Origin of the sequence: Gordonia sp. UCD-TK1 (assembly GCF_001691435.1) — a bacterium.
Taxonomy (GTDB): Bacteria; Actinomycetota; Actinomycetes; order Mycobacteriales; family Mycobacteriaceae; genus Gordonia; species Gordonia hongkongensis.
Map to the genome: position 1 here is coordinate 90,242 of NZ_LZMP01000002.1, position 20,276 is coordinate 110,517.

19 protein-coding genes are annotated in these 20,276 nt (G+C 68.2%); 11 read left to right on the top strand and 8 right to left on the bottom strand.

Going from position 1 to position 20,276, the window contains the following annotated elements:
- The first annotated feature begins 124 nt into the window (after positions 1 to 124).
- Together A9310_RS01935 and A9310_RS01940 are read left to right on the top strand one after the other, a co-directional pair.
- Positions 125 to 496 (top strand): CD225/dispanin family protein, encoded by a 372-nt coding sequence (locus A9310_RS01935; RefSeq protein ID WP_065629153.1) that lies wholly within the window; start codon positions 125 to 127, stop codon positions 494 to 496.
- A gap of 88 nt (positions 497 to 584) precedes the next feature.
- Complete coding sequence (locus tag A9310_RS01940; RefSeq protein WP_065629297.1) at positions 585 to 941, top strand: DUF2752 domain-containing protein; 357 nt, start codon at positions 585 to 587, stop codon at positions 939 to 941.
- On the opposite strand, the gene A9310_RS01945 is transcribed toward A9310_RS01940, so the two are convergent.
- Positions 927 to 1,793 (bottom strand): glycerophosphodiester phosphodiesterase family protein, encoded by an 867-nt coding sequence (locus tag A9310_RS01945; RefSeq protein ID WP_065629298.1) that lies wholly within the window; start codon positions 1,791 to 1,793, stop codon positions 927 to 929. The two genes, A9310_RS01940 and A9310_RS01945, sit on opposite strands and share 15 nt — an antisense overlap.
- A 140-nt stretch (positions 1,794 to 1,933) precedes the next feature.
- On the opposite strand from A9310_RS01945, the gene A9310_RS01950 reads away from it, so the two are divergent.
- A complete protein-coding gene (locus A9310_RS01950; protein ID WP_065629154.1) occupies positions 1,934 to 3,013 on the top strand; it encodes a diacylglycerol kinase in 1,080 nt (359 codons plus the stop codon).
- An 83-nt stretch (positions 3,014 to 3,096) separates the two neighbouring features.
- Here A9310_RS01950 and A9310_RS01955 read toward each other — a convergent pair whose 3' ends face one another.
- The 4 genes from A9310_RS01955 to A9310_RS01965 all read right to left on the bottom strand — a co-directional run bounded on the left by A9310_RS01955 (position 3,097) and on the right by A9310_RS01965 (position 7,171).
- On the bottom strand, positions 3,097 to 4,800 hold the full coding sequence (locus tag A9310_RS01955) for an HNH endonuclease signature motif containing protein (protein WP_065629299.1): 1,704 nt from the start codon (positions 4,798 to 4,800) through the stop codon (positions 3,097 to 3,099).
- A gap of 190 nt (positions 4,801 to 4,990) precedes the next feature.
- Positions 4,991 to 5,422 carry a nitroreductase family protein gene (locus A9310_RS01960; protein ID WP_083207223.1) on the bottom strand — a complete coding sequence of 144 codons (432 nt, stop codon included), beginning with the start codon at positions 5,420 to 5,422 and terminating at the stop codon, positions 4,991 to 4,993.
- 52 nt (positions 5,423 to 5,474) lie between these two features.
- Positions 5,475 to 5,597 carry a type B 50S ribosomal protein L36 gene (gene ykgO / locus A9310_RS24935; protein ID WP_033205406.1) on the bottom strand — a complete coding sequence of 41 codons (123 nt, stop codon included), beginning with the start codon at positions 5,595 to 5,597 and terminating at the stop codon, positions 5,475 to 5,477.
- Positions 5,598 to 5,662: 65 nt separating this feature from the next.
- Positions 5,663 to 7,171 (bottom strand): glutamate--cysteine ligase, encoded by a 1,509-nt coding sequence (locus tag A9310_RS01965; RefSeq protein WP_065629155.1) that lies wholly within the window; start codon positions 7,169 to 7,171, stop codon positions 5,663 to 5,665.
- 55 nt (positions 7,172 to 7,226) lie between these two features.
- On the opposite strand from A9310_RS01965, the gene A9310_RS01970 reads away from it, so the two are divergent.
- From A9310_RS01970 to purM, 3 genes are all read left to right on the top strand, one after another.
- Positions 7,227 to 7,634, top strand: coding sequence for a sterol carrier family protein (locus A9310_RS01970; RefSeq protein WP_065629156.1), 408 nt, complete (start codon positions 7,227 to 7,229; stop codon positions 7,632 to 7,634).
- Between the two features lie 152 nt (positions 7,635 to 7,786).
- Entirely contained in the window at positions 7,787 to 9,397 is a 1,611-nt protein-coding gene (gene purF, locus A9310_RS01975; RefSeq protein WP_065629157.1) for an amidophosphoribosyltransferase, read from the top strand.
- Positions 9,398 to 9,494: 97 nt separating this feature from the next.
- Positions 9,495 to 10,601: a phosphoribosylformylglycinamidine cyclo-ligase gene (gene purM / locus A9310_RS01980; RefSeq protein WP_065629158.1), complete on the top strand. Its 1,107-nt coding sequence runs from the start codon at positions 9,495 to 9,497 to the stop codon at positions 10,599 to 10,601.
- Between the two features lie 275 nt (positions 10,602 to 10,876).
- Here purM and A9310_RS24940 read toward each other — a convergent pair whose 3' ends face one another.
- The 3 genes from A9310_RS24940 to A9310_RS01990 form a co-directional block, all read right to left on the bottom strand.
- Positions 10,877 to 11,056, bottom strand: a complete 180-nt coding sequence (locus A9310_RS24940; protein WP_010842099.1) for a DUF3073 domain-containing protein — start codon at positions 11,054 to 11,056, stop codon at positions 10,877 to 10,879.
- Positions 11,057 to 11,150: 94 nt separating this feature from the next.
- Positions 11,151 to 11,828, bottom strand: coding sequence for an MOSC domain-containing protein (locus tag A9310_RS01985; RefSeq protein ID WP_254661149.1), 678 nt, complete (start codon positions 11,826 to 11,828; stop codon positions 11,151 to 11,153).
- Positions 11,825 to 13,009 (bottom strand): folate-binding protein YgfZ, encoded by a 1,185-nt coding sequence (locus A9310_RS01990; protein ID WP_065629160.1) that lies wholly within the window; start codon positions 13,007 to 13,009, stop codon positions 11,825 to 11,827. The genes A9310_RS01985 and A9310_RS01990 overlap by 4 nt, the downstream gene beginning before the upstream one ends.
- 58 nt (positions 13,010 to 13,067) lie before the next feature.
- On the opposite strand from A9310_RS01990, the gene A9310_RS01995 reads away from it, so the two are divergent.
- From A9310_RS01995 to cydC, 5 genes are all read left to right on the top strand, one after another.
- The gene (locus A9310_RS01995; protein WP_065629161.1) at positions 13,068 to 13,937 is read left to right on the top strand and encodes an aminodeoxychorismate lyase; all 870 of its coding nucleotides are present in this window, start codon (positions 13,068 to 13,070) and stop codon (positions 13,935 to 13,937) included.
- 226 nt (positions 13,938 to 14,163) lie between these two features.
- Complete coding sequence (locus tag A9310_RS02000) at positions 14,164 to 15,747, top strand: cytochrome ubiquinol oxidase subunit I (RefSeq protein WP_065629162.1); 1,584 nt, start codon at positions 14,164 to 14,166, stop codon at positions 15,745 to 15,747.
- A gap of 12 nt (positions 15,748 to 15,759) precedes the next feature.
- Entirely contained in the window at positions 15,760 to 16,842 is a 1,083-nt protein-coding gene (cydB, locus tag A9310_RS02005) for a cytochrome d ubiquinol oxidase subunit II (RefSeq protein ID WP_065629163.1), read from the top strand.
- The gene (gene cydD / locus A9310_RS02010; RefSeq protein ID WP_065629164.1) at positions 16,839 to 18,560 is read left to right on the top strand and encodes a thiol reductant ABC exporter subunit CydD; all 1,722 of its coding nucleotides are present in this window, start codon (positions 16,839 to 16,841) and stop codon (positions 18,558 to 18,560) included. Before cydB ends, cydD begins: the two co-directional genes overlap by 4 nt.
- Positions 18,550 to 20,262 carry a thiol reductant ABC exporter subunit CydC gene (gene cydC, locus A9310_RS02015; protein ID WP_065629165.1) on the top strand — a complete coding sequence of 571 codons (1,713 nt, stop codon included), beginning with the start codon at positions 18,550 to 18,552 and terminating at the stop codon, positions 20,260 to 20,262. The genes cydD and cydC overlap by 11 nt, the downstream gene beginning before the upstream one ends.
- The last annotated feature ends 14 nt before the right edge of the window (positions 20,263 to 20,276 follow it).

Genomic DNA, 20,276 nt, shown 5'->3' on the forward strand with positions numbered 1-20,276 from the left:
CAACGGTCCGGCCTGCGAGGATTCCGTTGTATGTCAATGGAATCAATATCGTTTCCAGGCATGTCGCGCCCGGTGACGAACGGTTACGCTCCTGGAGTTCTCTGACCGAGTCGAAAGGGCGCAGATGAGCTACCCCAATGATCCGAACCAGCCGCCGAACTACGGCGCGGGTGGCTACGGACAGCAGCCGTACGGCGGGTTCCCGGGCGGGAACCCGGCCGGCCCGGAACCGGACAACAACCTCGTGTGGGCGATCCTGTCCACGGTGCTCTGCTGTCTACCGCTCGGGATCGTGTCGATCGTGAAGTCGACCTCGGTCAGCAAGCTGTGGGCCGCGGGCGACTACGCCGGTGCGCAGAAGGCGGCCGACGAGGCCAAGAAGTGGGCGATGTGGAGTGCCATCTCCGCCGTCATCATCTGGGTCCTGATCGTCATCGTCTACTTCGTCCTGTTCGCGCTGATCCTCGGTGCTTCAGCGTCGACGTCCACTTACTGAGCGTTTCGAGAGGGCCGTCCTCGGACGGGTGTCGGCCCTTTCGAAGCATCGCTACCTCGGTCCGGCGACGGTCGTCGCCGGGACCGGGATGGTCTGCGGGGCCGTGTGGTTCGCCGATCCGACGACACCGGGCGGTGCCCTGCCGGTCTGTCCGACCAAGCTGATCTTCGGGGTGACGTGTCCGGGGTGCGGGTCGCTACGGGCGATCTACTCGCTGCTGCACGGCGATGTCTCGGCGGCGCTGCACTACAACGCCGTCGGGGTGCTCGCAATGGGGTTGCTGCTCTTCGCCTTCGGCGCCTACTGCCTGCGACTGTGGACCGGCCGCCGGGTTCGCAGCTGGCAGCACCTCCGCTTCTCCGGCGTCGTCGTGCTGGTGGTCGTACTTGCCTGGTTCGTCGTCCGCAACATCCCCGTCGAACCGTTCTGGTCACTGCACGTCTGAGCGTCGGGTGCTGCCGCGGATCCAGCGCACCAGCCGCGAACCGGGATCGCGTGCGGAGGCGTCGAGGTCGAGCGTCGCCAGGGCCTCGGGATCATCGGTCGTGATCTGGTCGACCCGTAACTCCAGCAGTCGCCTGATGTCCGGGATGACGCGAGGCCCGACCCGCGTCACCGTGTACCCGTCGACGAGCCGACCGCGCTCGTGGAACGCGCCGATCAGGTCGTGGCCGCGGTGGTCGGCCGCCAGTATCAGCCGGTTCTCCAGGTACACCATCTCGGCCTTCGGCGATGCCGCCACCGCGCGGTCGACGAAGCGGTCGAAGTCCCCGGAGCGGATCGCCGCGTCGGCGGCACCGTGATGGCAAGGGTCGTAACCGATCCGGATGCCCGGTGCGGCCGAGGTCAACGTGTCGACCGCCGCGGCGTCGCCGCACGACAAGATGTAGTGCCGAGCGTGGGATGCGACACTGCGGGCGAACACCGCCACGGCCTGGGGATCGAGCGCGGCGTCGTCCTCCTTGAAGTCGAGCTGGAGGGACGCGGTGGGGGCGATGTCGACGCCGTCGAAGAGTTCGGTCAGGTCCTCGAGCAGGAGGACGTGCTCGTCGACGGGCCGGCCACGGTTGTCCCGCAGGGACAGTTCCCGCAGATACGACGCCGGGAGCGCGGACACCGCGCCGGTGCCGGTGGTGGCGTGGTCGACTGTGCGGTCGTGCAGGACGGCGAAACCGCGCTCGGCGTGGATCACCAGATCGATCTCGACACTCGCGCCGAGCCGCATGCCCTCGACGATCCGGGTCGCGGTGAACGCCGTGTCGTCGGCGCGCCGCCGGCCCCGGTGCCACTTGAGCATCGTCCGATGGCCGTCGTGGTCGATGTGGATCGGGGCGGCGGGGTCCGGGGGCGACGTGGCGGTCACAGCTCCCGACTCTAGCGAGGCGCATCTCGCCGAATCCGCACGGCGAAGTTGGAACGTGTTCTAGTTTGGATCGCATGACATTGCGCGTGGTCGAGTGGTCGACCGGAACCGTCGGACGACATGCCATCGCCGGGATCGACGCCCGGCCCGACCTCGAACTCGTGGGTGTGTGGGTGTCCGACCCCGCCAAGGTCGGCAAGGATGCCGGCGAACTCGCCGGGCTCGACCGTGAGCTGGGTGTCGCGGCGACCGGCGACCGCGACGCGCTGATCGCCCTGAAACCCGACTGCATCGTGCACACCGCGATGACCGACGACCGCGTCATGGAGTCGATCGAGGATCTGATCTTCTTCGTGGAGAACGGGATCAACGTGGTCTCGAGCGGGCCGGTGGTCCTGCAGTTCCCCCATGGCATCCTGCCCGATTCGCTGCTGGACCGGATCGCCGCCGCGGGTGCGGCGGGTGGCGCGAGCCTCCACGTCAACGGCATCGACCCGGGTTTCGCGAATGACGCACTGCCGCTGGCGATGACGAGTCTTTCCCAGCGCATCGACGAGATCCGCTGCCAGGAGATCGCCGACTACTCGACCTACTACCAGCCGGTCGTCATGCGAGACCTGTTCGGCTTCGGGCAGCCCCTGGACGCCACACCGCTGCTGTTCGCACCGGGCATCCTGTCGATGGGGTGGGGGAGTGTCGTGCGACAGATCGCCGCCGGACTCGACCTCGTGCTCGACGAGCCGCTCGTGGAACGCGTCGAGCGGGTCGAGGCCGACCGCGACTACTCGACGGTGTCCGTCGAGATCCCCAAGGGCACGATGGCCGCGGTCCGCTTCGAGGTCGCCGGTCAGGTCGACGGCGTGGATCGCATTGTGCTGGAGCATTACACGCGCACCCACCCCGACCAGTGCCCGGACTGGCCGACCCCGAACGAGGGCGACGGCTGCTACCGCATCGCCATCTCCGGCGAACCGGAGATGACGGTCGAGTTCGGGCACCACGGTGAGAACGGCGACCACAACGTGTCCGGGATGATCGTCACCGCGATGCGACTGGTCAATTCCGTTGCGGCGGTGGTCGATGCGAAACCCGGCCTGGTCACCGCGCTCGACCTCCCGCTCGTGACGGGTCGGGGGTTGTTCGCGCAGAAGTAGCCGATGCGCCGGAACCAACACGGCCTATCTGTGCGGCCGCCGTCGACTCACCGTCGGCGCTGAGTTGGCGAGCAGCGCTGCGATCACGCGTGATCGGTGAGTATGCGCGCGAGTGCTGCTTCGACCGGGGTCAGCGGTGGGGTGGTGAGGTGCTCCGGCGGTGTTCGCGGATGGACGAGTTGTCGGTAGGCGAGTTCGAGGCGCCGGCCGCGGTCGCCGTAGCCGACGGCGTCGGGGCGCCCGCTGCTCCCTGAGGAGCGCCCGGAGCTTGCGGAGGGCGCGTCACGAAGGGTTGGGCGCGACTCATCGCCGGGCCTGGTGGCAGGTCCGTGGATCTCGTTGCGCACGGTGTTCAGGTGTTGTGCGAACCGCCGGGGTATGTCGGGTCGGCGGTTGAGGTGTTCGGGGTTGGGTGGTGCGCCGGGTTCGGCGTTCAATCGCCAGAGGCAGCGGCCTTCGTCGGGTCCGGATCGGGCGATGCGGGTGGTGTATTGGCCGGTTTGGTCGCCGACCATGCGGTTGTGACGTGGGCAGGCGGGTGCGAGGTCGTCGATGTCGGTGAGTCCGCCCTTGGCCCAGTCTCGTTCGGCGTGATGAAGCTCGATGTGTGTGGCGGGTTGATCGCACCCGGGTGCCGAACACACTTCCCCGTCGGGACGGGCGAAGGAGACCAGGCGTTGTTCGCGGGTGGCGAGGCGTTTGCCCCGTCCGAAGTGCAGGGGGACGGTGGTGGCGTCTTTGAAGATGGCCAACCACGGCTGGACGTCACCGGCCATCGCGATCAAGTCCCGGATGGGTAGCAGGGTGCCGGTGGCGGTGGTGGCGAGTCCGGCTTCGCGGATGAGGTCGTTGAGGTCGGCTTTGATGATCAGTTGGACGGGCAGGCCTCGGTGCGAGGTGCCCAGTGTTCCGTCGGCGAAGCCGGCGGCCAGTGCGGCGTCGAGCGCGTCGTGATTCGTCTGGGCGAGAGTGCGTCCGTCGCGGTCGGCTGCGGCGGTCAGGGCGTCGGGGTCGGCGGTGCCGGCCGGGCCTTGGGGCGAGTGGGGGTCGTCGGGGTTGTTGAGTCCGGGTTTGCCCCACACGGCGAACATCATGGTGAGCCGGGCGGCGAGTGCGGGGGTCAGGGTGCCGGAGATTTTGGCGGTGCCGTCGGCGCGTTGTCGGCCGATCCACAGGCCGCGGCGTCGTTTCTGGTCGGTGTCGTCGGTCAGTGTGCCGTCGGGGTCGAGGTGGGCGAGCAGCCGCGCGCCGAGTTGGGTGATCTCGGCGGGGGTGTGGGCTTCGGCGATCTCGGCCATCTGTCGCTCGGCGGCGACCTTGATGTCGTGGTCGATGGTGCCGGGGATGCGGTCGAGGACGTCGAGGGTGGCCTGCACGTGCGCGGTGCCGACCGCGCCTTGTGCGAACGCTTCGGCGAGGCAGGGGTATTCGGGTGGAAGGACCTCGCCGCCGAGGCTGGTGCGGTGGGCGGTGGCGTCCATTTGCTTGCGACGCCGCATCGGGTTCGAGACTCGTAGCCGGTGGGTCATGAATTGCATGAGTGTTCGGCACCCGGCTTTTCGGGGCAGGTCGCGGGCCTCGACCTGATCGATCTGCCGGTCACCGGCGACGGTCAGACGTGCGATGGCGCGTTCGGTCTCCGCGGCGACGTCGATCAGTTCTTCGTCGGTGCACGACGACAAGTCGACGGTCTGTAGTTCGTCGAGGTTCGCGTGTAGTTCGGCGACGAGTTCGGCCGCGCGGGACACGGGTGCGCCGTGGTCGGCGAGTGGTGCGGTGCTGGGAATGACGGTCACCTCCCCCGAGAACCGTTGCTGCGAATGTACGTTCGAGTGTACACGATTTCGGCGGGACTGGCCACGAAAACAATTGCCCGGCAATGTGAATCGGATTCATTGTGTTGCGGGAGCTTGTCGGTGGCGACCGGTAGGATTCGACGGGGCGATGAGGGTTGTCGGTTGGGTCAAGCGAACACGGTCACCACGACGGCAGCCCGCGTGCCTCGAGCTGCGCACGCAGTCGCTCCCGGCCGTGTAACGACTCGGCATCGGCGAGACGAGCGAGAACCTTTGTGCTCCAGTCTCCCTCGAGACCATACCGACGGTTGTAACCGGACAGGACCTCGTCGTAGGCCTCGACGTGGGAGTCCGCAGACTCGGCGTCGTAGGTCTCGTGGTGGAGAACCGCCGCTTGGGGCAGGCGGGGTTTGATACCCGCGGGCTCGGTCGGATCGGGTCGTCCGATCGCCAGACCGAAGGTCGCGACCGCATGGTCGGGTAGGCCGATTTCGTCGGCCACCGCCAGGGGGTGGTTGCGGATCGACCCGACGAACACCGTTCCGAATCCCAGGGATTCGGCGGCGACGGCTGCGTTCTGGGCGGCGAGCGCGGTGTTGACGAAACCGACGATCGTGGATTCGAGGTTGCCGGTGCCCGCGGGCGGGGCCGACGCCCGACGGCGGTCAGCCCTGGCGTGCCTTGAATCTGGGGTTGCCCTTGTTGATCACGTAGATGCGCCCCTTGCGCTTGACCACTTGTGAACCGGGTTGGTTCTTCAACGACCGGATGGATGCACGGACCTTCAACGGAGCCTCCTTAATGGAAATTGTTTCCATTAAAGCAGGTCCGTCGACGAGCGCCGAGGCGGGTGTCAGACCTCCCAGGTGTGCACCGGCTCGCCCTCGTGCATCTGGGTCACGTAGTCGCGGAGCATCCCGTGCAGCGCCTGTGTCCGGCTCTCGCCCGTGCGTTCGCGGGCCGCGACCGCCTGGCGTTGCCAGACCGATCCCGTCTGGCGGGAGATGCAGCGGCCCTCGATGACCGACAGGTAGCGCTTGCGGGCCTTGTTGGAGACGCCGAACCGCTGCAAACCGTCCTCGGCGAGCACGAGCAGCCGGCGCATGACGAGTTCGTCGGGTCGCACCCAGCCGACGTCGGGCCAGTAGAGCTGCGACTCCATGCCGGTGCGGGCGCCGGACTGCAGGTTCTCGGCGGCGGCGTTGAACGACATCCGCGACCACAGCGGCCGGTCGGATTCGACGAGGCCCCGGACGACGCCGTAGTAGAACGCGGCGTTGGCCATCGTGTCGACGACCGTGGGACCGGCGGGCAGCACGCGGTTCTCGACGCGCAGGTGGGCCTGTCCCTCGTGGATGTCGTAGACCGGACGGTTCCAGCGGTAGACGGTCCCGTTGTGCAGACGCAGTTCGTCGAGGGTGGGGATGCGTCCGTCGTCGAGCTCGGCGAGCGGGTCGGTGTCGGTGCAGACGGGGAGGAGTGCGGGGAAATAGCGCGTGTTCTCCTCGAAGAGGTCGAAGATCGTGTTGATCCACCGCTCTCCGAACCACACTCGCGGCCGGACACCCTGGTTCTTCAGCTCCAGCGGCCGGGTGTCGGTGGCCTGTTCGAAGACCGGGATGCGGCTCTCGTGCCACAACGCGGTCTCGGCGAGGAAGGGCGAGTTCCCGGCCAGGGCGACCTGCACCCCGGCGATGGCCTGTGCCGCATTCCAGTGCGAGGCGAAGTCTTCCGGCGCCACCCGCAGGTGCAGCTGTAGTGAGGTGCAGGCCGCTTCGGGCAGGATCGAATCGGTCGAGGTGCGCAGGTGCTCGGTGTGGTGTCCATCGGTCAGCGGCACGCCGGTGATGTCGATCTCGAGATCCTCACCGCGGGCGGCGAAGATCTGCTCGTTCAGCAGGTCGTAGCGCGGGTTCGCCGAGATCCAGTGATGCGCGAAGTGTTCGGACTTCAGTGTCGGCAACATGCCGATCATGACCAGGTGGCTCGACGTCTGTGCGGCCCGCTGCTCGGCCCGGTTGAGCGACGTCCGCAACGCCTGCTCGAGCGAGATCGTGTCGTCGGTCGTGAACGGTCGCGGCGAGACGTTGATCTCGATGTTGAACTGGCCGAGTTCGGTCTGATAGTCCGGATCGGCGATCGCCTCGAGGACGGCGGCGTTCGCCATCGCGGGCTGCATGGCCTCGTCGACGAGGTTCAGTTCGACCTCCATGCCGAGCAACGGCTTCGGCGGACGGCCCTGATCGGTGAACAGCCCGTCGGCGAGCATCCGCGCGATCGCTTCCGTGCCGCGACCCACCTGACGCCGGAAACGAACCCGGTCCTCGCCGGTGAACTGCTGTTTGGACACCTCGGCTCCCATGCGGTCAATACTGCCCGATCCGCATCGGCGCGAACCCTCTTGCGAAGATGGCCGGGTGCCACCACGCAGGCGAGTGGACCCCGCCGAGGTCCGGGCCGCGGTGCTGGCCGTCTCGGACTGGCTCGTCGACCCGACCGTGCCGACCCCGGGACGCGCCGCCCTCGCCGACGCCGTCCGTCGATCGGCCCGGACACTCGAGCAGCTCGCCCCCGGGAACTCGGTCGAGGTCCGGGTGCCCCCGTTCGTCGCGGTCCAGTGCATCGAAGGTCCCCGTCACACCCGCGGAACGCCGCCGAACGTCGTCGAGATGGCGCCGCGGACCTGGCTGCTCCTCGTCACCGGTGTCCTCACCTACGACGACGCCCTCGCCGCGGGCCTGGTGGATGCGTCCGGGCATCGCGCGGCACTCATCGCCGACCTGTTGCCGCTCATCCCGATCGGCCCGCCGGGCGACCGGGAGTAGGAGTGTGATGCATCACTCGACCCGGGGCGTCGGGAATGACCCGCCGGTCGACACCGCTGGCAGATTCGCATCGGGAGCCGACCGACCCGTAAACTCACGCATGTCTCCCAGCCCACTCGACGGACCGATTCGCAGCCCCAGGGAGCTAGTCGATGCCTGATCATTCGATCGCCCACATGAACCTGCTCGCTGCCACGACGCCGGCGGGCGGATGCTCCGCACGCGGCTCGGGTGCGATCAATCCGGCCCCGCTGGACGATCTCGAGAACGAACCGCGTGAGGAATGCGGTGTCTTCGGTGTCTGGGCGCCCGGCGAGGACGTCGCCAAGCTGAGTTACTACGGCCTCTACGCCCTGCAGCACCGCGGCCAGGAAGCCGCGGGCATCGCCGTCGGCGACGGCAGCCAGGTGGTCGTGTTCAAGGACCTCGGACTCGTCAGCCAGGTCTTCGACGAGCAGACCCTGGGTGCGATGAGCGGGCATGTGGCGATCGGCCACTGCCGGTACTCCACCACCGGCTCGACGACCTGGGAGAACTCGCAGCCGATCTTCCGCACCACCGACGCCGGGACCGGCGTCGCCCTGGGCCACAACGGCAACCTGGTCAACACCGCGGACCTCGCGGCGCGTGCACGCGAGCAGGGGATCAAGAGTTCGGCGGCGACGTCGGACTCCGATGTCGTCGGTGCGCTCCTCGCGCACGGCGCCGCGGACAGCTCGATCGAGCAGGCCGCGATGGAACTGCTGCCCACCCTCAAGGGCGCGTTCTGCCTGACCTTCATGGATGAGCACACGCTCTACGCCGCGCGCGATCCGCACGGTGTGCGCCCGCTGTCACTCGGCCGCCTCGACCGCGGCTGGGTCGTCGCCTCGGAGACCGCCGCCCTCGACATCGTGGGTGCGTCGTTCGTCCGCGACATCGAGCCGGGCGAGCTCCTGGCCATCGACGCCGACGGCGTGCGCAGCACGCGCTTCGCCGAGCCGACCCCCAGCGGCTGCGTCTTCGAATACGTCTATCTCGCCCGTCCCGACTCGGTCATCCACGGTCGTTCGGTGCATTCGACCCGCGTCGAGATCGGTCGCCGACTCGCCAAAGAACACCCCGCCGACGGTGACCTGGTCATCCCGGTACCGGAGTCGGGCGTGCCGGCGGCCGTCGGGTTCGCCCAGGAATCCGGGATTCCGTACGGCCAGGGACTGATGAAGAACGCCTACGTCGGCCGTACCTTCATCCAGCCGTCGCAGACGATCCGCCAGCTCGGTATCCGCCTGAAGCTCAATCCGTTACGCGAGGTGATCCGCGGCAAACGGCTCGTCGTCGTCGACGACTCGATCGTGCGCGGCAACACCCAGCGCGCGCTCATCCGGATGCTGCGCGAGGCCGGTGCCGCCGAGGTGCACGTCCGCATCGCGTCGAGCCCGGTCCGGTGGCCGTGCTTCTACGGGATCGACTTCGCGTCCCCGGCGGAACTGATCGCCAACGGCATGGAGTCCGAGGCCGGAATGGTCGAGGGGGTCCGGCAGGCCATCGGTGCCGATTCGCTGGGGTACATCAGCATCGACGAGATGATCAACTCCACCGGGCAGGCCGCGTCGAGCCTGTGCGCTGCGTGCTTCGACGGCAAGTACCCGATCGAGCTGCCCAAGGAAACCTCGATGGGCAAGGCGGTCCTCGAACAGATGCTGGCGAGCGCGGCCGGCGACCGCTCGGTGGACCCGCTGACCCAGCCGAACGACAACGTCAGCGCGGTCATGCGGCCCTGATTTCGTGCCGTAGGCCCTCCGGTACCGTATGACCCGTCGGCGAACACGCCGGAAACAACGTTCGACCGAGATTTTCTGGAACGGGAGTGCTGCGGTGATGACGGAGCGGGATGCTGCTGCCGACGAGACGGCCGGGAGCTCGACACCGGCGTCGTATGCGGCGGCCGGGGTCGACATCGACGCCGGTGAGCGGGCTGTGGAACTCATCGCGCCCCATGCCAAGCGTGCGTCTCGTCCGGAGGTTCTCGGCGGGATCGGCGGTTTCTCCGGTCTGTTCGCACTCAAGGGCAACTATCGGGAGCCGGTCCTGGCCGCTGCCAGCGACGGCGTCGGCACCAAGCTCGCCGTTGCGCAGGCCATCGACAAGCACGACACCGTCGGCCGCGATCTCGTCGCAATGTGTGTCGACGACCTGGTCGTCTGCGGCGCCGAGCCGCTTTTCCTGCAGGACTACATCGCGGTCGGCAAGGTGGTCCCCGAAACGGTGGCCCAGATCGTCGCCGGCATCGCCGACGGTTGTGTCGAAGCCGGTTGCGCCCTGCTCGGCGGCGAGACCGCCGAACACCCCGGCCTGATGCAGGACAACCACTACGACATGTCCGCCACCGCGGTCGGTGTCGTCGAGGCCGACAACGTGCTCACCCCGGACCGCGTCCGCGCCGGCGACGTCGTCATCGGCATGGGGTCGTCGGGATTGCACTCCAACGGGTATTCGCTCGCCCGCAAGGTGCTGCTCGAGTGGGGTCACATGGACCTGTTCGGTCATGTCGAGGAGTTCGGTCGCACCCTGGGCGAGGAGCTGCTCGAGCCGACCCGGATCTATGCCCGCGACTGCCTGGCCCTGATCGCCGAGGCTGACGTGCGTACATTCGCGCACATCACCGGCGGCGGCCTCGCCGAGAACCTCGCGCGCGTGATCCCGAACGGGCTCGTGGCCGAGCTCGAGCGCAACACGTGGACGCCGGCCCCGATCTTCGCGCTCATCGGTCAGCGCGGCCGTGTCGAACAGCTCGAGATGGAACGCACCTTCAACATGGGCGTCGGCATGGTGGCGGTCGTCGCGCCGGAGGACACCGACCGCGCGCAGGCCGTGCTGACGGCACGGCACGTCGACAACTGGGTCCTCGGCACCGTCAAGCGCGCGAGTGACCGCTCGGACAACGACTCTCGCGTGACCCTGCTCGGCGAGCACCCGCGCTTCTAGCGCGATCGTTGAATCCGCAACTCTCGCAGAGACATCGGAGCGGGGGAGCAGCCGCACACACAACACCGACGCCCGCCGGAGGGGATTCCCTCGGCGGGCGTCGGTGTCTGTTCAGAACGGGATCACCCCGGAACGTGCGCATGAGCACGCACCACCCATCAGAAACGGGTGGTGCGTGCGAAAACATGGTCCCGCGTCGCCGCGGGTCCGCTCATGCGGAGAAAATGTGGGGTGATCCCGGGCGTCGAGAGATCAACACCCGAAGAGTGTGCGCGTCAAGCGCGTCGCCACTCCTCTTCGTCCACCCAGTCGTCCACCGGATCCGGTCGTTCTACAACCGGATCGCCCTGTCCGGAGAGCTCACGCTGCAAGCTTTCCAGGTCGGTGTTCGGAGTGGAGTACTTCAGCTGACGTGCAACCTTCGTCTGCTTTGCCTTTGCCCGGCCGCGGCCCATATGGGACCCCCTCGCACAATGACGGGGCGGCCAAACAATTGGCGGCCCCGTTCTCTTGAAGTAATTCTGTCGTGGGGACCAGTCTAGCGCGCCTCTAGGATTTGTGTTGTCCACCCTGTGTTGCCGCGCCGACGCGTCTTTCCGACTTGTTCACCATCTTGGTCGCCTCGCGGCGGACCTTCGCGGGTAGATCGTCCTGCGCGAGCAACGACCGGATCGCCTCGACGTCACCGCCGGCGAGCAGATCACGTGATCGCACACCGTGACCGGGGCGGTGGACGACGGTGATCCGATCGCCCTGCGCCACCGTGCCGTTGCGGACAACGCGCAGGTAGGTGCCGAAATCTGCCTGCGCCAGGAACCGCTTCATCCACCGTGGCTCGCCCGCCCACACCGCGAAGGTCTTGCAGGGGACGCGAGGGATGGTCACCTCGAGGACCAGCCCGTCGGTGCCGACTTCCCATCGCTCCCCGACGACCGCATCGGTGACCGCCATCCCGTCGATGCGCAGGTTCTCCCCGAACCATCCGTAAGGAAGCTCACGTCCGAGCTCGTCGGCCCATCGGCGCGCCTCGGGATCGGCGTAGGCGTACACCGCCTGATCGACGCCGCCGTGGTGTCGCTTGTTACCCACGTGGTCGTCGACGAGACCGAGTTCGTCGACGTCGAGGCGCCCTCTGCGGGGCCGCTTGTCGATGGCGGAGGGGCCGATGCCCTCTAGGATCACGTCGTCGCCGGCCGCGCACACGGCCAGCACCACACCCGTGCTCAACCGTTGCGTCCCGGCGCCGCCGAACCGCTGCGGAGTCGTTCCACGGCCGCGCGTCCCGCCTGGACCCGATCGTCGTCGCGGATCGAATCCGGATCGATCCGCGCGCTGACGGCGGACTCGGCCCCGACCGACAACTCCACGTCGGCGCCGACGTTGCGCTTGACGAGTGCCAGCGCGATGGGACCCCACTCATGGTGGTCGACGACCGTGCCCACCCGGCCGACGGTTCGTCCGCCGGCGGTGACCGGGTCGCCGGGGACGGGTCGCTCGTCGACGCTCCCGTCCAGATGCAGCAGGACCAGCCGTCGAGGCGACTTGCCGAGGTTGTGTACGCGGGCGACGGTCTCCTGGCCGCGGTAGCAACCCTTGTCCAGGTGGACCGCGCCGAACTCGTCCGGACCGCCGATCCAGTCGACCTCGTGCGGGATCGTGCGTTCGTCGGTGTCGGCGCCGAGCCGGGGTCGGCGGGCGGCCACGCGCAGGGCTTCGAAAGCCCAGCTGCCGGCCATTCGCGCGCCGGCCTCGGACAGCGTGTCCCACCAGCGGGTCAGCACGTACTCGGGCACCACGAGGTCGACGACCGGCAGGTCCCGGTCCTCGCCGAGCGGGGGCATGCGCCGCCAGAAGCCGAGCGGTTCGTCCTCGTGGTGCGACTCGGGCAACCCGCCCGCCTGGTACACGACGGCGTCCGCGCCGATCTCCAGGAGATCAGCGACCGGACCGTCGAGGGCCCCGGGCCCGATCAGCGTCAGGACCTTCATGTCCGCACGCGCGGCGGGTTCGGCCTTGGCCCAGAACACCATCTTGGTCAGGAAGTCGAGCAGCGGTCCGCCGCGGGAACCCTCGGTGTCGATCCACGCCACGCCGTCGATGTCGGTGAGGACGAAATGCTCTTCGACACGACCGTTGAGGTCGAGAGAGAGGTCTTCGGCGCTCGACCGGTCGGCGAGGGTGGCGATGTGCTGGCTGCTGATGGTGTGCAGCCAGGTCAGGCGTTCGGCGCCGGCGATCTCGAGAACGGCGCGGTCGGACCTGTCGACGATGATCACGCCACGTTGTGCGGCTCGTTGTTCGCCGAGGGGGTCGCCGTAGTGCCACGCGGTGTCGGCGGAGAGGAGGTCGCCGGGGCCGGGCACCGCCCCGCCCTCGGAATGCCTGGTCAGGATGGGTGAGCGGCTCACGCGTCGATTCTACGGGTCGATTCGGCGCGGGGCTGCGACGCATGACAACCTTCTATCCATGGCGGATTCGATCCTTGTCTCCCTCGACGGCACCCGACACGATGCCGACGCTCCCTTCCTCCACGCCGACGACCTGGCCGCGGTGCGCGGTGACGGCATCTTCGAGACGCTTCTCGTGCGCGGCGGCCGGGCGCGATGCGTCCGACTGCATCTCGAGCGACTGGCCCGGAGTGCGGCCGCGATGGAACTCGACAAGCCCGATCTCGACGAGTGGCGGGCGGTGATCGAGACCGCGACGCAGGCGTGGACGGAGAAGCACGGGTCGTCGGGTGAGGCACTGCTGCGGCTCGTCTACTCCCGCGGACGCGAGCACGGTTCGGCGCCGACCGCGTACGTCACCGTCGACGCGGTGCCCGACCGGGTGTCGGCGGCGCGTGCGGACGGTGTCCGGGTGGTCACCCTCGCTCGCGGCTTCTCGATCGACCTCGCCGCCACGGCGCCCTGGCAGCTCCTCGGCGCGAAGACCCTCAGCTACGCCACGAACATGGCGGCCCTGCGCCACGCGTCGGCCGAGGGCTTCGACGACGTGATCTTCGTCAGCAGCGAGGGCGCCGTCCTCGAAGGGCCCCGAGCCACGGTCGTCGCCGTGTACTCCGACACCCTGGTCACACCGCCGACCGAGATCGGGATTCTCGAGTCGACCACCGTGCGTGCGGTTTTCGATGTCGCGGAACAGGAGGGTTGGACGACCAAGACCGACGTCCTACGGCCCGAGGATCTGGTGGCGGCCGACTCGGTCTGGCTGGTGAGCAGCGTGACCCTCGCGGCGCGGGTCACCCATCTCAACCGGTACGTGATGCCGCTCGCCGCGGACGCCGCGAAGTTCACCGATCTGGTCGACCGGGCCATCTCGGTGGACGACAATTGATCCCGGTCACCCCCACCTGATCTCGTCCGCCTGGGGCACACACCCGCGTGGGTGAGAGGGAAGACACCGCTTCGAACTGGTCGGCGGGACCTTTGGCGCTTGTAAGGGCCCGGTGACCAGGCGTAACGTCGCGCCTACGACCTACTACTACCGCTAGTAGTAGGTACCCGGCAGGTTTCGACCTTGCCCCCGCAGCCCGGGGGCCGGCAACTCGATTCGAGGCGATATGGACGCTCTGGACGTCTCCAGATGGCAATTCGGGATCACGACCGTCTACCACTTCATCCTGGTGCCGTTGACGATCGGCCTCGCGCCGATGATCGCGGTGATGCAGACGGTGTGGCATGTCACCGGCAACGAGCAGTGGCTGCGCGCCACGAAGTTCTTCGGCAAGCTCTTCCTGATCAACTTCGCGCTCGGTGTCGCGACCGGCATCGTCCAGGAGTTCCAGTTCGGCATGAACTGGAGCGAGTACAGCCGGTTCGTCGCCGATGTCTTCGGCGCGCCACTGGCCCTGGAGGGTCTCGTCGCCTTCTTCCTCGAATCGACGTTCATCGGGCTCTGGATCTTCGGCTGGGACCGCCTGCCGCGCCGCGTGCACCTGGCCTGTATCTGGTTGGCCGCCATCGGTGTGAACGCGTCGGCGTATTTCATCATCGCCGCGAACTCGTGGATGCAGCACCCCGTCGGCGTCACATGGGATGACGAACGCGGCCGGCCTGCCATGAACGACTTCGTCGCGGTGCTCACCAACAACACGACCCTGGCGGCCTTCCCGCACGTCATCGCCGGCGCCTTCCTCACCGCCGGTACCTTCGTCGCGGCCATCGGCATCTGGTGGATGGCGCGGAACTCATGGCGGGCCAAGAAGATCCGCGAGGCCGCCGACACCGGTGACCTGTCCGAGATCCCGGACAGCACCTCGCCGAGCCACGTCGACGCCACACCCGAGGACCTCGAGAAGGACGCCCGCGACCTCTGGCGGCCGGTCACGAGACTCGCGTTGTGGATCACCATCGTCTCCGGTGTCGCGCTGTTCATCACCGGGGACCTCCAGGCGCAGATCATGTTCAAACAGCAGCCGATGAAGATGGCGTCCGCGGAGTCGCTGTGCGAGACCGAGACGGGTCCGGGTTTCTCGGTTCTGTCGATCGGCCGCCAGAACAACTGCGAGAACATCGAACACGTCATCGAGATCCCGAAGATGCTGTCGTTCCTCGCGAATCACGACTTCGATTCGACTCTGCAGGGCGTCGAGGAACTACAGGAGCAGTACACCCGGGCCTTCGCCGGACAGCCGAACGTGCCGGCGAACCAGAACTTCGCACCCAACCTCTTCGTGACCTACTGGGGCTTCCGGGCGATGATCACCTGGGCGCTCGGCTCGGTGGTCGTGGCCTTGGGCGGACTGTGGTTCACGCGCCGTAAGCGGGTGGTCGAATCCAGACGCTTCGGCTTCATCGCCCTGTTGATGATCCCGACGCCGTTCCTGGCCAACAGTTCCGGCTGGATCTTCACCGAGATGGGACGCCAGCCGTGGGTCGTGGCGCCCAACTGGGAGGACGACCTCGACCCGCTCCGGATCAGCATGCTGGTGCAGAACGGTGTGTCCAACCATTCGGCAAGCACCGTGCTCGTCACGCTGATCGGTTTCACGCTGCTCTACGGTGCCCTCGGCATCGTGTGGTTCATGCTGCAGCGGCGCTATGTCATCGAGGGCCCGGCCGCACACGATGCGCGACCGCCGGGCCACACCGACGACGACGAGTCCGATTCCGATGAACCCAAACAGCTCTCGTTCGCGTACTAGAGGAGCGTGCTCATGAGTCTCGAAGAAATCTGGTTCCTGGTCATCGCGTTCCTGTTCGTCGGGTATTTCGTACTGGAGGGCTTCGATTTCGGTGTCGGCATGCTGATGCCGATCCTCGGTTCGAGTCACACCGGCGGCGACGACAAGGTCGCCGCCGACGATCCCGAAGCCGACCCCGACAAACGGCGCCGCGCGCTCCTCAACACCATCGGCCCGGTCTGGGACGGCAACGAGGTCTGGCTCATCACCGCGGGTGCGGCGTTGTTCGCGGCCTTCGGCGGTTGGTACGCAACCATGTTCAGTGCGTTCTACCTACCGCTGTTCCTCATCCTCATCGGGCTCATCGTGCGGGTCTGCGCGATCGAGTGGCGGGGCAAGATCAACAACCCCCGCTGGCGCGTGTGGTGCGACGTCGGAATCGGGCTGGGTTCGTGGATTCCGGCGATCCTGTGGGGTGTGGCGTTCGCCAACATCGTGCGCGGGCTCCCGATCGACGCTGACGCCCAGTACACGGGTGGGTTCTTCAACCTCCTCAACCCGTATGCCCTGCTCGGCGGCGCCACGACCCTGCTCGCGTTCCTCACCCACGGGGCGGTGTTCATCTCGCTGAAGACCTCCGGTGTGCTGCAGGAGGATTCGGCTCGCTACGCTGCCCGGCTGGCCTGGCCGACACTGATCGTGGCCGCCGTGTTCCTGCTGTGGACCCAGTTCGCCTACGGCAGCTCGTGGACCTGGATTCCGGTGCTCATCGCCGCCGTCGCCGCGGTGGGCATGGTGGCCGCCACCCAGATCCGCCGCGAGGGTTACGCATTCATGTTCACCTGCATCGCGATCGCCGGCACGGTCGCCACGCTGTTCGCCGTGCTCTTCCCGAACACGATTCCGTCGACCCTGAATCCGCAGTGGAACCTCACCATCGAGAACACGTCGTCGAGCGATTACACCCTCACGATCATGACGTGGGCGGCCGTGCTCATCACCCCGGTGGTGATGGGCTACCAGGCCTGGACCTATTGGGTGTTCCGAAAGCGACTGTCGGTCGCGCACATCCCGGACCCGGCCGGACTTCCGTCGTTGCGAATCCCGAGCAAGTGAGACGCACCGCCCGGCCTCCGCTCGACCCCCGGCTGCTGCGGTATTCGCCGACGACGCGGCGGTATGTCGGGGTCACCGCGGCGTTCGCGGTGGCCGAGGTGGTCGCGATCATCGTGGTGGCCGCGATGGTGGCGTCGATCGTCTCCGAACTGATCGTGTCGCCCGGGGCGCGGTCGTTCGCCGCGCAGGGCGTTCACCTGACCGTGTTGGCCGCAGCACTGGCGGCCCGGGCCGCGATGGCATACGGACACGACCGATACGCGCACCGCGCCGCCGAGCGTGCGATCGCGGAGATGCGTGCCGAGGCCCTCGATGTCCTCACCGATCCGGCCCGCACGTCGCCGCGATCGCTGACGGCGATCCGCGAACACGCGAGCACTGTCCTCCTGCGCGGGCTGGACGCCCTTGGGCCGTATCTGTCGGGCTACCTACCGGCCCTGGTGGCCGCGGCGGTTCTGACGCCGACGGTCACGGTGGTCATCGCGTTCGCCGACTGGCCGTCGGCGCTCATCATCCTCGTCACCCTGCCCCTCATCCCGCTGTTCATGGTGCTCGTCGGACTGATGACGCGCGATCGCACCACACGCAAGCTGGCGACGATGAGCCGGCTGAGTGCCCAGCTCCTCGACCTCATCGCCGGATTGCCGACGTTGCGCGCACTGAACCGGGCCGGCGCCCCGGCGGTTCGGGTCGGTGAACTCGGTGAAGCCCACCGCCGCAGCACGATGAGTTCGCTGCGGGTCGCGTTCCTGTCGGGCGCCGTCCTCGAGTTACTGGCCACGCTCTGCGTCGCACTGGTCGCCGTGGGGATCGGTCTCCGTCTCGTCTATGGCGAGATGTCCTTGTACGCGGGCGTTTTCGCGTTGATCCTGGCGCCGGAGGCCTACCTGCCGCTGCGTCGGGTCGGCATGCAGTTCCACAATTCCACCGGCGGCCTCACCGCAGCCGAGCAGGTCTTCGAGCTCATCACACGGCCTTCTGACGCGGCCGCGCCGTCCGCCACCGGGAATCGCGGGGTCAGCGTCGCAGGCGAACCGATCACCGTGCTCGACGTCGGCATCCACGGGCGCGACGGATGGGCACCGGAGCGCCTCCGCACGACGATCGAACCCGGGGCGCTGACCGTGTTCGCCGGACCGAACGGGTCGGGCAAGTCGACGATGCTGGCGGCGATGATGGGCCTGCTCGCTCCGGACGCGGGATCGGTGCTGATCGGGTCCACCCCGGTCGGTCAGGCCGATCCGGCGGCGCTGCACGAACAGATCGCCTGGCTGCCCCAGCAACCGGTGATCGTGCCGGGCACGGTCGCCGAGAACCTGGAGCTGTTCGGCGCGCTGGACCGCGACGCCTTCGAATCGGTGTCCGCGGCAACAGGCTTCGCCGCAGTCCTGGGTGGACTGCCGGGCCGGTTCGGCACGGTGCTGGGAACCGGCGGGGTCGGGCTCTCCGCGGGACAACGGCAACGCCTCGCCCTGACCCGAGTCCTCGCCTCGCCGGCGCCGCTGCTGCTGCTCGACGAACCGACCGCCCACCTCGACGAGGCGTCCGAGCGCGACGTGTTCGCCGCACTCCGCGATCGCGCTCGGGCCGGGGACACCGTCGTCGTGGTGGCGCACCGGGGAGTCGCCCGCGAGTACGCGGACCGGGTGGTGGACTTCCCGGCGGCCACCGGCACAGCAGCCGCGGGCACGGCCGAGGAGGTGGACCATGCGCGGTGATCCGTTGATCCGGGCACTGGGCTTCCTCGGCCTGCGCCGGCGTCCCGCGCTCACCGCGCTCGCGCTCGGTGTCGGCGGCTCGCTCTCGGCCCTCTTCCTGGCGGCGCTGTCGGCCTGGCTCATCACCCGTGCGTGGCAGATGCCGCCGGTGCTGTACCTGTCGGTCGCGATCACCGCGGTCCGGGCGCTGGGTATCTCGCGCGGAGTGTTCCGCTATCTGGAACGGCTGGCGACCCACGATCTCGCCCTGCAGGCCATGGCCACCGCGCGGCAGCGCGTGTACACGGCGTTGGCGTCGGGCGCACCGGGTTACTCGGTCACGTTGCGGCGGAGTGAACTGCTCAACCGGACCGGTGACGACGTCGACGAGATCGGCAACGCCCTCATCCGCGGCCTCATCCCGATCGGCATCGGTGCCACGACATCGCTTGCGGCAGTAGTGGTGATGGCGCTGGTCTCGGTGCCCGCGGCCGTGGTGCTCGCACTCGCGCTGGCCGTCAGCGGCGGTGTGGCGCCGTGGCTGGCCGCACGCGGTGGTGCCCGGTCGATCCGCGACGGCGCGCAGGCCGCGTCCGAGGCGACGGAGGCCGCCACGACGGCGCTGTGGCACGCGCCCGAACTCGTCGTCGCGCGTCGGCGTCGCGACGTGCTGGCCGCGTCCGCATCCGCCGACCGGCGGCATCTCGACGCCACGGACCGGGGTATCCGGTGGCAGGCATCCGCCGCGGCGGCGACCCCGCTGGCATTGGGTGCGTCGCTGATCGCGGCATGCGTCATCGCCGTCGAATTGGCCTCGGCGACTTCGGGTTCGCTCGCCGGGGTGAGTTCGGGGGCTGGACTGACGCCGATGATCCTCGGTGTGCTCGTCCTGCTGCCGCTGTCGGCCTTCGAATCCACCGCGCCGCTCACCGAGGCCGGGCTGCAGATCGAGCGGAGCCGACAGAGTGCCGCCCGGCTCATGGCGCTGGTCGACGGGGCGCACGCCGACGGAACGGTCGATGTGGCCGACGCCGAGGTGTATCGGTCTCCGGTGCGCCTGAGGACCACGGGGTTGCGCTGGGGACACCGAGGTCGGGAGATCCTCGGTCCCGCGGCGGGCGTGGATCTCGACCTGCGACCTGGTTCGCGTCTGGTGGTCACCGGCCCGAGCGGGGCGGGGAAGTCGACGCTGCTCCTCACCCTCGCAGGTTTGTTGCCGCCGATGGCCGGGGACGTCGAGGCGGTCGATGTCGGCGACGGTTCGATCGTCGGGTTACGTTCGGCGGGATGCTATTTTGCCGAGGAGGCACACATCTTCTCGACGTCGGTCCGCGAGAACCTGCGCGTCGCCCGCGGTGACATCACCGACGAGGAGATCGATGCCGCGCTGGCGGCAGCCGGGTTGCACCGCTGGGCCGCAGCACTTCCCGACGGTCTGGACACCGTCCTCACCGGTGGGGCCGATGCGATGAGCGGCGGGCAGCGGCGGCGACTGCTGCTCGCCCGCGCACTGCTGCATCCCGCGCCGGTCGTCCTGCTCGACGAACCGACCGAGCATCTCGACGAGGCGGACTCCGACGAGCTGTTGCGGCGCCTCCTGGGGATCGAGCGGGACCTGTTCGGGCCCGACCGCATCGTCGTCGTGGTCACCCACCAGCCGCCGGTCGACACCGGTGCGGCAGCGGTCCTCGAGTTGGCGGGCGGGCCCCTTTCTGCTCCCTGAGGTGCGAGCGAAGC

Excerpts from the sequence above, each read along its gene's own strand:
- A9310_RS01995 (WP_065629161.1), top strand. The coding sequence starts at position 13,068 with ATGGCGGATTCGATCCTTGTCTCCCTCGACGGCACCCGACACGATGCC.
- A9310_RS01935 (WP_065629153.1), top strand. The coding sequence starts at position 125 with ATGAGCTACCCCAATGATCCGAACCAGCCGCCGAACTACGGCGCGGGT.
- A9310_RS02000 (WP_065629162.1), top strand. The coding sequence starts at position 14,164 with ATGGACGCTCTGGACGTCTCCAGATGGCAATTCGGGATCACGACCGTC.
- cydB (WP_065629163.1), top strand. The coding sequence starts at position 15,760 with ATGAGTCTCGAAGAAATCTGGTTCCTGGTCATCGCGTTCCTGTTCGTC.
- cydC (WP_065629165.1), top strand. The coding sequence starts at position 18,550 with ATGCGCGGTGATCCGTTGATCCGGGCACTGGGCTTCCTCGGCCTGCGC.
- A9310_RS24940 (WP_010842099.1), bottom strand. The coding sequence starts at position 11,056 with ATGGGCCGCGGCCGGGCAAAGGCAAAGCAGACGAAGGTTGCACGTCAG.
- purM (WP_065629158.1), top strand. The coding sequence starts at position 9,495 with ATGACGGAGCGGGATGCTGCTGCCGACGAGACGGCCGGGAGCTCGACA.
- A9310_RS01945 (WP_065629298.1), bottom strand. The coding sequence starts at position 1,793 with ATGCTCAAGTGGCACCGGGGCCGGCGGCGCGCCGACGACACGGCGTTC.
- A9310_RS01965 (WP_065629155.1), bottom strand. The coding sequence starts at position 7,171 with ATGGGAGCCGAGGTGTCCAAACAGCAGTTCACCGGCGAGGACCGGGTT.
- A9310_RS01940 (WP_065629297.1), top strand. The coding sequence starts at position 585 with ATGGTCTGCGGGGCCGTGTGGTTCGCCGATCCGACGACACCGGGCGGT.
- purF (WP_065629157.1), top strand. The coding sequence starts at position 7,787 with ATGCCTGATCATTCGATCGCCCACATGAACCTGCTCGCTGCCACGACG.
- A9310_RS01950 (WP_065629154.1), top strand. The coding sequence starts at position 1,934 with ATGACATTGCGCGTGGTCGAGTGGTCGACCGGAACCGTCGGACGACAT.